Source organism: Okeania sp. (assembly GCF_983059655.1).
Genome location: NZ_CEZPJD010000184.1, coordinates 1 through 11,567 on the forward strand (window position 1 = coordinate 1; position 11,567 = coordinate 11,567).

The 11,567-nt window shown below is 37.5% G+C and carries 8 protein-coding genes; 5 read left to right on the plus strand and 3 right to left on the minus strand.

Features of this window, described 5'->3' with window-relative positions:
- The first annotated feature begins 22 nt into the window (after positions 1–22).
- The gene (hisG, locus tag AC3DU7_RS12630) at positions 23–1,039 is read left to right on the plus strand and encodes an ATP phosphoribosyltransferase (RefSeq protein ID WP_488039694.1); all 1,017 of its coding nucleotides are present in this window, start codon (positions 23–25) and stop codon (positions 1,037–1,039) included.
- A gap of 119 nt (positions 1,040–1,158) precedes the next feature.
- On the plus strand, positions 1,159–1,383 hold the full coding sequence (locus AC3DU7_RS12635; protein WP_488039695.1) for a ferredoxin family protein: 225 nt from the start codon (positions 1,159–1,161) through the stop codon (positions 1,381–1,383).
- A 456-nt stretch (positions 1,384–1,839) separates the two neighbouring features.
- Here the strand turns inward: AC3DU7_RS12635 and AC3DU7_RS12640 are convergent, their stop codons facing one another.
- From AC3DU7_RS12640 to AC3DU7_RS12650, 3 genes are all read right to left on the minus strand, one after another.
- A complete protein-coding gene (locus AC3DU7_RS12640; RefSeq protein WP_488039696.1) occupies positions 1,840–3,654 on the minus strand; it encodes a ribonuclease J in 1,815 nt (604 codons plus the stop codon).
- A gap of 200 nt (positions 3,655–3,854) precedes the next feature.
- Positions 3,855–4,739, minus strand: a complete 885-nt coding sequence (gene dapA / locus AC3DU7_RS12645; protein ID WP_488039697.1) for a 4-hydroxy-tetrahydrodipicolinate synthase — start codon at positions 4,737–4,739, stop codon at positions 3,855–3,857.
- Between the two features lie 317 nt (positions 4,740–5,056).
- On the minus strand, positions 5,057–6,115 hold the full coding sequence (locus AC3DU7_RS12650) for an aspartate-semialdehyde dehydrogenase (protein WP_488039698.1): 1,059 nt from the start codon (positions 6,113–6,115) through the stop codon (positions 5,057–5,059).
- Between the two features lie 1,146 nt (positions 6,116–7,261).
- On the opposite strand from AC3DU7_RS12650, the gene tig reads away from it, so the two are divergent.
- The 3 genes from tig (at position 7,262) to clpX (ending at position 11,082) form a co-directional block, all read left to right on the plus strand.
- Entirely contained in the window at positions 7,262–8,719 is a 1,458-nt protein-coding gene (gene tig, locus AC3DU7_RS12655) for a trigger factor (RefSeq protein ID WP_488039699.1), read from the plus strand.
- Between the two features lie 317 nt (positions 8,720–9,036).
- Entirely contained in the window at positions 9,037–9,723 is a 687-nt protein-coding gene (gene clpP, locus AC3DU7_RS12660; RefSeq protein ID WP_488039700.1) for an ATP-dependent Clp endopeptidase proteolytic subunit ClpP, read from the plus strand.
- A gap of 12 nt (positions 9,724–9,735) precedes the next feature.
- On the plus strand, positions 9,736–11,082 hold the full coding sequence (gene clpX, locus AC3DU7_RS12665) for an ATP-dependent protease ATP-binding subunit ClpX (protein WP_488039701.1): 1,347 nt from the start codon (positions 9,736–9,738) through the stop codon (positions 11,080–11,082).
- Positions 11,083–11,567 lie beyond the last annotated feature (485 nt).

The window sequence follows — 11,567 nt, forward strand, 5'->3', positions numbered from 1 at the left end:
TAACTGATAACTGATAACTGAAATGACCTCAGAGCAAATCTTAAAAATAGCCTTACCGAGTAAAGGTGCATTAGAAAAAGGAGCGATGAACTTATTGTCAGCTTGTGGTTTAACTGTATCTAGACCCAATGACAGACAATATTTCGGTTCTATTCCTGCCCTGCCACAAGTAAAAGTATTATTTCAAAGAGCAGCAGATATTTTTACAAAAGTAGAAGAAGGAAGTGTTGACTTAGGAATTACAGGTTATGACGTAGTTTCTGAAGAAAGTCAATCCGATGATGATGTAATAGTTATTTGGGATAAATTAGGTTATGGTAAATGTGAAGTTGTTTTAGCCGTTCCTGAAAGTTGGGTAGATGTTTCTTCCATAGAAGATTTAGCAGAGCTAACTTTACTATTTAAAGAGAAAGGAAAAAATCTTAGAATTGCTACAAAATATAATAACCTGACTCGAAAATGGTTGTATGAAAAGTTAATTGTACATTTTTCCTTAGTAGCAGTACAAGGAGCAATGGAAGCTGCACCAAGTATGGGATATGCTGATATGATTGCTGATGTAACTAGCACCGGCACAACTCTGAGAGAAAATCGTTTAAAAAGAATTGAAGGAGGCACACTTCTTAAGTCTCAAGCTTGTTTAATTGGTAATAAACGTTTGTTGCAAGAAAGTGAAGCTAAGTTGGAAACAACTAAGGTCTTTTTAGAGTTAATTGAAGCTCAGATGGAGTCAAAAAAATATGTGTCGATAACTGCAAATGTTGATGGAAAGTCGGCAGATGAAATAGGCGACCTATTAATGAATAAAAGTGGATTAAGTGGCATTACTGGTTTACAAGGACCAACTATTGCTAAAGTATATTCTGGGGAAAAAAATGATTGGTATGCTGCGACAATTGTAGTTAAACAAGAAATGTTATTACCAGCAATTAATCATCTCAGAAAAGTAGGCGGCACAGATCTGACTGTTTCTTCTCCTAATTATGTTTTTGGCTCCAAATCTCAAATTTATGAAGCATTTTTGGAAAAATTAAATTAACCTATTAGTTGGTGAAGAAAGTTGATATTTTCTAGAAAAAAATATCGACTTAACTCTCCTCTGACAACAGAGAAATATCCCCTATAAATTTTTAGTTTTGACTCGATCAAATAATTAAAATGCCACATACAATTGTTACTGATATCTGCGAAGGTGTTGCTGACTGCGTTGGAGCTTGCCCCGTTGCTTGCATCCACGAAGGACCAGGTAAAAATACTAAGGGAACTGATTGGTATTGGATAGATTTTGATACCTGTATTGACTGCGGAATTTGCCTCAACGTTTGTCCTGTAGAAGGAGCAATTGTGGCCGAAGAAAGACCAGAATTACAGAAGACACCCTAGCTAATTAGGGTTTGCTGAAAAAGTATGATTGATAGGGGTAGGAGCCAGAATCCAGAATCGGTGAAGTCAGGAGGAATGGGAATTATAGAATAAGTAGTCAGAAGAATCGTAAAAGTGATTTTCTGCTCTTATCTTGCCGAAAATCCTAGATTTTTTAACCATTGCCACCTAAAAGCTGGTACTCCCTTAGTACCTGAAAAGGGTAAAACCTTTACCTGTCAAGACTTTTATCTTTAATCAGCAAGCCCTAATTAATAAGGAGTCAAGAGTCGGGAGTAGGGGCGTTTTGCTCCGCAAAATATAAAACAGTATACACTGAAATCTTGGCCTTAGCGTACTCCCAATCATCAAATTTATCAAAATAACTGGGTATAAAACCCTGCCTTGATTGGTGAAATGTTTTTGGAGGGTTGCCCAAACCCCCATTATCAAAACAACTTTTGATTTTTGACTTCGTTAAGATGCTACTTTTGCAGTAGATCGACGTCTCCGTCTCCCCGCTGGTGGTTTGACTACAGGGAGTTCTTTTTTCTGCTCTACTTTCTCTTTTGCATCTCTATCTTGTACATCCTCTGCTTCTGGAGTTTGCATTAAGAAAACCAGTAAAGGTTGACCTTGAAGCTCTCGTCTTAACATTCGCTGAACAGCACATTCAAGATCATTTTTCAATCCAGACCAATTAACTTGAGCATTATCTAACTTAGCATGCTCAGACCAGTTATTACTCAAACTTTTTTCCAATGTTTTGGTCATCAGTTCGCGCATTTGTGAGATTTCCATAGCACTTACCACACCACGTAAATGTAATTGAGGTCTATCAATCAATTTACCATCTGCATTCACCGCCAACGCTACAGTCACAACACCATCCTCTGCCAATTGTTGCCTTTCTTTAAGAATGCTGTCTTCAACCATACCAGAACGAGAAGAGTCTACCAGTTCAATACCAGAAGGTACTCGATCTGCTACACCGATAGAATTTTTAGTTAATTCCACCACATCACCATTTTGCACCACTACCATATTTTCTGGAGGAACCCCCATACTTTGAGCAGTTTGACTGTGTTTAACTAACATCCGATGCTCGCCATGAAAGGGTACGAAGAATTTAGGACGAGTAAGTGCCAACATTAACTTTTGGTCTTCCTGACAACCATGACCGGAAACATGGATACCCTTATCTTTACCATAGATTACATTTGCTCCTAACATCATTAGTTTGTCAATGGTGTTAACAACAGCGATCGTATTACCAGGAATAGGGTTAGCGGAGAATACAACTGTATCTCCTTTACGAATTTTTATTTGCCTATGTTCGCCCTTAGCAATACGAGTTAGTGCTGACATTGGTTCGCCTTGAGAACCTGTAGTCAAAATCAATAACTTCTCATCAGGCATATTTCGGACACTATGCAGAGGTACAAACAAACTATCTTCGCACTTAACATAACCGAGATTGCGAGCATGAGCAATCACATTCAGCATTGATCGCCCTACTGTTGCCACCAACCTACCATGTTTTTTTGCTAGCTCTAGCACTATTTGTAATCTATGTACGCTAGATGCAAAGGTTGTCACCATTAGACGTCCAGGCGCATTGGCGAATACTCTGTCTAAGTTTGGATAGACCGATCTTTCTGAAGGTGTGAAACCGGGTACTTCTGAATTTGTCGAATCACTTAATAAACAGTGAACTCCCTTTTCTCCATACTCTGCTAATCTTTGAAAATCAAAATTTTCTCCATCTACAGGGGTATGGTCAATCTTGAAATCACCTGTATGAATAACTACTCCTACTGGTGTGGTGATGGCAACTGTAAAGCTATCCGCCATTGAGTGAGTATTACGAATATATTCAACACTGAAATGTCTGCCTAACTGTACAGTATCACGGGGACGAACAGTCCTTAATTCTGTGCGATTTTGGACCCCTGCTTCCTCTAGTTTTGGATAGAGCAAAGCCATTGCCAATCTTGGTCCATAAATGACAGGAATTTCTACATTTTTCAAATGGAAAGGAATACCACCAATGTGATCTTCGTGACCATGAGTGACAATCATACCTTTAATTTTATGGCGATTTTCACTCAGATAAGTTACATCTGGTAAGACGATATTTACACCATGCATTCCATCGGTAGGAAAAGCTAATCCTGCATCAAGCAGAATAATTTCGTCATCGTATTCAAATACACAGGTGTTTTTACCAATTTCATGTAGTCCACCTAGAGGAATAATTTTTAGGGTGGATGATGATTTCTTTCTTGTCATAATTATCCTATTTTCGTTGTTGTTCACTTTGAAAGATTTTGAATGATTGTTACTGATGTTGAATACCCCTTAGTTAAAAGCAGAAACACTAATCTCTTAAGAATTTAAGATTTTAGCGATTTGGTCAGGGGGTAGCCAAATCATTATTCAGATTGATAATATTTAATTTTCTGAAAAACTTTATTACCCGTGAAATTGGCTCATAATAAACCTAGTTGACCCATTTCTGCTGATAATTTTTCAGTTACTTCAGTGGTCGGGTCGCATAGTGGAGGGCGAGTAGAGCCTACTTTCCAGCTTAGCAGATTAAGGGCTGCTTTGACAGGAATTGGGTTAGTTGTTGCAAATAAAGCTTTGAATAAGCTGAATAGTTTTAGATGAATTTGTGTAGCAACTTGTACCTTACCTGTTTCAAATGCTACTATCATCTCTTGTAGCTGTTTTCCTACTAAATGACTGGCTACACTGACAACGCCATTACCACCAATAGACAGTAGTGGTAAGGTTAGATAGTCATCCCCAGAATAAATCTTAAACTCTGGTGCAGTCAAGCGCCTAATCTGACTTACTTGGTCTAAATCGCCACTAGATTCTTTGAGCGCAACAATATTTGGAATTTCGGCCAATCTTGCTAATGTTTCCGGATGCAGATTTTGACCTGTACGCCCCGGTATATTATAAATCATTATTGGCAATTCTGGGGTAGCCTGAGCGATCGCCTTAAAATGTTCATAAAGTCCTGACTGTGGTGGCTTATTATAGTATGGCACCACCTGCAATGAACCATCTAACCCTAATTTAGCAGCTTTTTCAGTGGCTGCGATCGCTTCTCTTGTGGAGTTTGACCCAGTACCAGCTATTACTTTAGCTTTTCCTGCTACTGCTTTTTGAACTACTTGAAATAGTTTATATTCTTCTTCCCATGTTAGGCTTGGAGACTCTCCTGTTGTTCCACATATTACTAATGAATCTGTCCCATTTTCTGTTAACCATATAGATAGCTTTTCTACTTCTTCATAGTTAACACCACCGTCTGAATTAAACGGCGTAATCATTGCAGTTATAATTTTACCGAAATCTACCACACTATTTCCACTCCTTATGGGTTTTTTATCTCTCTGTTAGGTCTTATTGTTTTTTTTGGCCCTATTACTAGACCTAATTTTTTCAGATTAACATCGCTTTCGCTCTACATTTTCTCTGCAAATTTTTTTATTTTTGTATGACTGAGCTATTGTTAGTTACCTATTTCATTACATTGTAGAAATAGGAATTAACTTTACCGAATAATTAATCTTTGAGGTCTCTTCTGTTCAGATAAAGGTAATTGTTAGTTATTAATTATTCGTTATTCATTATTAATTGTTTAAGGCTCTTGTTTTTCTTTTCTGCACCCTTAAGTTTAAACTGTTGCTACTTGTACCCTCAACCAATTTTTTTTCACCAATAACTCAGCTATTTGTACTGCATTCAAAGCAGCTCCTTTTCGGATCTGGTCTCCACTTAACCATAATTCTAATCCACAAGGATGAGAAATATCTTGACGAATTCTCCCCACTAACACATCATCTTTACCACTTGCTTCCATTGGCATTGGAAAATAATTTTTTTGCCAATTTTCTACCAGTGTTACTCCAGGTGCTTGACTCAATATTTCTCTAGCTCTGTCTACACTGAATGGTTGAGAAAATTCTAAATTAATAGCTTCTGAATGGGCGCGCAATACTGGCACCCTAATACAAGTTGCTGTAATCCCGATCTCGTTAGTTTCTAATATCTTACGAGTCTCATTAACCATTTTTATTTCTTCTTGACAGTATCCCCGATCATTCAACGGGGAATTGTGTGGGAACAAATTAAATGCTAATGGATAAGGAAAAATATCTGTTCCAGGAGTTTTTCCTTCTAAGATTTCTTTGGCTTGAGTTTTCATTTCTTCCATGGCCCTAGCCCCTGCTCCACTTGCTGACTGGTAAGTGGCCACTACCAATCTTTTAATCGGCTGGACCTGATGCAAAGGCCATATTGCTACACACATTAATATGGTTGTGCAGTTAGGATTAGCTATTATACCTTGATGTAGAGCCGCAGCTTTTGGGTTAACTTCTGGAACTACAAGAGGCACTCTAGGGTCCATACGAAAGGCACTAGAGTTATCAATTACTGTAGCACCAGCTTCTATTGCTTTCTTTGCCCATTCTTTCGATGTAGATGCACCTGCTGATGCTAGCACTAAATCTACATCTTTAAATGAATCATCTGTTACAGCTTCTACTTGTATGTTTTGTCCTTTAAATGTTAGAGTACTACCTGCTGAACGGGGTGATGCCAGTAGTTTTAATTCTTCTACTGGAAAATTTCTAGTTTGCAACAATTCTAACAACTCTGTGCCTACAGCCCCAGTTGCTCCTAATATTGCTACTTTTTTGTAAAACTCTGACAATTTTTTTTCCTCCTTCATTTTTCAATAATTTGATTTTTTAGCATGGTTTTAATTAACTTTAATAGTTTTTTTATGGCCATCAATTTCGATATATTATATAGTTCGATCTAATTTTTTTATCTATATGACTGAAAGATATTTTTTATTTTTATTAAACTTGGCGATCATCTAGATTATCTAAGATACACTCCTATTACAACTTTTCATAAGGATAATTTTTATCAACTAAGGATTACAAATTAACTTTAATATTTCATCCATAACAGATATTCAATTTGATAATAAGCAGCATTAATAATATCAAATATTTAATAAAACCAATATTTTTTTATATTACTCAATTAATTTTATACTTACTGACTGACTATCGTCAAATAAAATCAAACTATTCTTAGATATTTCAGTTTTAGCTATCTATATCAAGTAAATAATCGAGTATTAACATATTCATCTTCAGGAAAATCCAGAAAAATTTATTTTTAACTAGCTATCAGCTATTAGCTAGCCTCTGGCATAGGAACTAGATTAACAGCTAGAGCGCCTAAAAATTTGTGCATAGGATTAGGTATCTGAGAAGTTTGGGTTTAAACCCCCTACTCCTAACTTGTCGTTTAATTTTAGAAAAAGTTTAAATCTTCTTTTAAAAAGCTGACAGCTGATTGCTGAACTGCTGTTTGTGCAGAATTCTGTCAGGAAATACTTCTTAAATTATTATCTTAAATTTAATCAATATGAGATATTATTATAGTCTAACAAATTGAGAATACTGAAATCAGAACTTACAGTCATTTAATCTAGAAGTAAACTTATTAACGTACCATAATATGGTAGCTTTTACAAGTTAATATCTCAGCTTACTTTGCTAATAGGGTGGAAAGAATAAAGTTAAAAAAGTCCTAATATCAAAGCATTATGGACGCAGGTAGAGAAATACTTATAGTAAAGAATAAGAATTAAATTAAAGTCCAGAATTTTTTGAAAAAACTAAGATGACATAGAGTTTAGGCTATCTAACTTGCATAAATCATAAAATTCTCATTGCATTCCTACACAATAATGCGAGAAAAAGTAAGAATGTTAAGATTCTCATAAATAATTATATAGCTTACTAAAATCATAGCCTATAATCTAAAGCTTAGTTCTAACCAACTTAAACAAAAGCCGATGAAAGTTACCCAGGAAAAACTTCCAGCTAGCCAAATAGGTCTGGAAATCGAGATTACACCAGAAATGTCCAAGAATGCCTACGAACAGGTAATTCAGAAATATATCCGTACAGCCAATATTCCTGGGTTCAGAAAAGGCAAGGTGCCTCGACAAATATTGATACAAAGGCTGGGTAGAAATTATATTAAAGCTATGGCCTTAGATAACCTAATCAATGATTGCCTAGAAAAAGCAAGAGAACAAGAACAAATCAATGCAATAGGCCAATTTGACCTGGTGACAGAATTTGAAGAGTTAGTAAAAGACTTTGAACCAGGAAAAGAAATGGTCTTCTCGGCCAAAGTGGATGTAGAGCCAGAAGCTAAAGTTAATGACTATAAAGGATTAGTAGTAAAGGCTGAAGAAGCTAAATATGATTCAGCTCAAGTAGATGAATTTCTCGAAGAACGTCGCTCTGAGAAGGCCACACTAATTCCAGTAGAAGGAAGAGCTGCTCAGTTAGGAGATGTAGGAATAGTAGATTTTGAAGGTATACTTTCATCTGAGACAGAGGGAGAAGAGCCGAAAGAAGTTCCAGGAGGGAAGGCTCAAGACTTTCAAATGGAATTGAAAGAAGGACAATTTATTCCTGGGTTCATTGATGGAGTAGTAGGTATGAACCTAGAGGAAACAAAAGAAATTTCCGTTCAATTTCCTGAAGAATATGGCGAGGCAGAATTGGCAGGTAAGCCAGCAGTATTTACAATCACTCTTAAAGAACTCAAAGAAAAAGAATTACCAGAGCTGGATGATGATTTTGCTCAAGAAGTTAGTGAGTTTGAAACATTAGCCGAATTACGAGAGTTCTTAGAGAAAAAATTTACCAAAGAAAAAGAGGAACAAACAAAACAGAATAAAGAAATTGCTATTGTAAATGAGTTGGTCACCCATTTGGAAGTAGAACTACCAGAAACTTTGATTAAAAATGAAGTTATGCAAATGTTGAACCAAAGCGCAATAGAGTTGAGCCAGTATGGAATAGATGTTAAAGAATTCTTCACCAGCGACCGACTGCCAGAAATGGAAGAGCGATCGCGGCCAGAAGCAATTGAGCGATTGAAAAGAGATTGGGCTATTAAAGCAGTGGCCAAAGAAGAGTCAATCGAGGTAGATGAAGAGGAGATCGTAGCAGAGTCAGCCAAAGTTATGAAACAGCTCCAAGGAAAGGATGTAGATCTAGGTAGATTAACAGAAGTAGTCACGGAAGACTTACTAAAGGAAAAAACAATCAAATGGTTGGAAGAAAATGGCACAGTAGAGTTAGTACCTGAAGGAACTCTAACTGAAGATCCAGAAATAAATGAAGCTACAGAAACTCCTGTAGAAACTGAGCCAGAGTTAGAAACAGTTCAAGGTACAGAAACTATTGTAGAAGTTGAGGCCGAACCAGTAGCTACTGTGGAAAATCCTCATTGAAGAAGGCAGGAGGCAGAAGGCAGGAGGCAGAAGGAAGAATTACCGCTCGAATAGTTAATTAAGGGCCACTTCGTGTCTGATAACCCCAAACTGTTTTAAGTAACCCTAAAATTACAGCACTTTTGAGGAAGCGTGAGGTACGCTTTTAAATGTAATCTTTTTTTCCCTACTCCCTACTCCCTCTTTTCCGGAATGGTTGGGTAATCCCAACTACCAATATCACTAAAGCTAAGTCATAATAATATTCAGCTTGGATTGATACGAATCAAAAATGAGCAAGTAAAAACAAAATTTGTATATATATAAACTGATGTACCATGGTTATATCTCAATATTCTGATGATTTAGTTAATATCTATAACAAGTTACAAGTTTACTCCGGTCCTAGTAACATCGTGCCCATGGTTGTCGAACAATCAGGGATGGGAGAGAGAGCTTTTGACCTTTACTCACGACTGCTCAGAGAAAGAATTATTTTCTTGGGCACGCCAGTAGATGATAATGTAGCCAATACCATTACTGCTCAGATGTTATTTCTAGATGCTGAGGACCCAGAAAAAGATATTCAACTCTATATCAATTCCCCAGGAGGCTCTGTTACTGCAGGAATGGCCATATACGACACAATGCAGCAAGTACGGCCTGATGTTGTTACAATTTGTTATGGTTTAGCTGCAAGTATGGGAGCTTTTCTTCTATCTGGTGGGGCCAAAGGTAAAAGAATGTCTCTTCCTAGTTCTAGAATAATGATTCACCAGCCTCTAGGTGGTGCTCAAGGTCAAGCAGTAGATATTGAGATCCAGGCTAAAGAAATCTTGTATCATAAACGTAAGCTGAATGAACTTTTATCAGCTCATACAGGTCAACCTCTAGAAAAAATAGAAGTTGATACAGACCGTGACTTCTTTATGTCCTCAGAAGAGGCTAAAAATTATGGTTTGGTCGATCAAGTGATTAGTAAGCAGAATCTTCCTGTACCAGGAGAGTCTGTTCCTGCAATGTAATAAGAGGAAGTTATGTCTAAATACGACTCCCATCTAAAATGTTCATTTTGTGGCAAGTCTCAGGAACAGGTCCGCAAGTTAATAGCAGGTCCTGGAGTTTATATTTGTGATGAATGTGTAGAGTTGTGCAATGAGATTTTAGATGAGGAGCTTTTTGATTCTAACACAACAGGGCCACAACCTCCAATGCAACGACCGGGAACCTCTACTCAAAAGCAAAGTAGTGGTACTAAGAGAGTGTCAATTGCCCAACTTCCTAAACCTAGAGAGATTAAGAATTATCTGGATGCTCATGTTATTGGTCAGGAGGAAGGTAAGAAGGTTTTGTCAGTGGCAGTTTATAACCACTATAAACGTCTGACCTTTGTAGAGGCAAAAAAAAGTGGTAAGTCCTCTCCAGATGAGGTGGAATTGCAAAAATCTAATATCTTATTAATCGGGCCTACTGGTTGTGGTAAGACATTGTTGGCTCAAACTTTGGCAGAATTATTGGATGTACCATTTGCAGTAGCAGATGCGACAACATTAACAGAAGCTGGATACGTAGGAGAAGATGTCGAGAATATTCTGCTACGGCTTCTGCAAGTAGCAGATTTAGAAGTAGAAGAAGCACAACGGGGAATTATATATATAGATGAAATAGATAAAATAGCTCGCAAGAGTGAGAACCCTTCCATAACAAGAGATGTGTCTGGAGAGGGAGTACAGCAGGCTTTATTAAAAATGTTAGAGGGGACTGTTGCTAATGTCCCGCCTCAAGGTGGCCGGAAACATCCCTATCAAGATTGTATTCAGATCGACACTAGCAATATTTTATTTATATGTGGTGGGGCTTTTGTTGGTTTAGATAAGATAGTAGAACAGAGAAACGGCAAAAAGTCAATGGGCTTTGTTCAGCAAACAGGAGAAAATCAGCCCAAGGAGAAAAAAGTCATAGATTTAATGAAGCAAATGGAACCGAATGACTTGGTGAAGTTTGGTTTAATTCCAGAGTTAATTGGGCGAATACCAATGGTGGCCGTAGTTGAGCCTCTGGATGAGGAGACTCTGATGGCAATTTTGACAGAGCCTCAGAATGCTCTGGTGAAGCAATATCAAAAGTTGTTGCGGATGGATAATGTACAGTTGGATTTTGAGGAAGAGGCAATTCGAGCGATCGCGAAGGAAGCGTTTAGGAGAAAAACGGGGGCACGAGCGTTGCGGGGTATTGTTGAGGAGTTGATGTTGGATGTGATGTATGAATTACCGTCACGGAAAGATGTTACTCGGTGTACTATTACTAAGGAAATGGTAGAGAAGCGATCGACTGCAGAGTTATTAATGCATCCATCATCGTTGCCAAAACCTGAGTCTGCTTAACTAGCGATTAGCATTTCAGTATTAGTAATTGGTAAGATGATTTTCTGGTAAGGGCAAAACCGCTTGCTTACTATGGTTAGATATTCAGAGCGATCGCAGGAGGATTACTCTGAAAGTTTTTCTCTTGATTTACGAGATATATTATGTTTTATATCTCTAGTTATCTTTGTTGATTGCAGATAATATTTAAAACTTAAACCGAATAAAATATATCTGTATCCGTTTATCTCATACCAAATCCGGTTTGAAAAACCATGATTTTTCAAATTCCTTTCTAACCCTTCTGCCTCTCTTGGTGCGCATTCCCTCTCTTGGTCAGCATTCCCTTGCGCCTAGCGACGACGCGGGGTCGCACCGCTTCTGCCCTCTACCTTCTGTCTTACATCACGATAAACCTTACAAGGATTTAGTATCACTTAACTGTTAGGCATGACATTAGTTTTCAGTTTCCTTGAGGTGGATTTGAAAGCTTTTTCGTAAGCAAC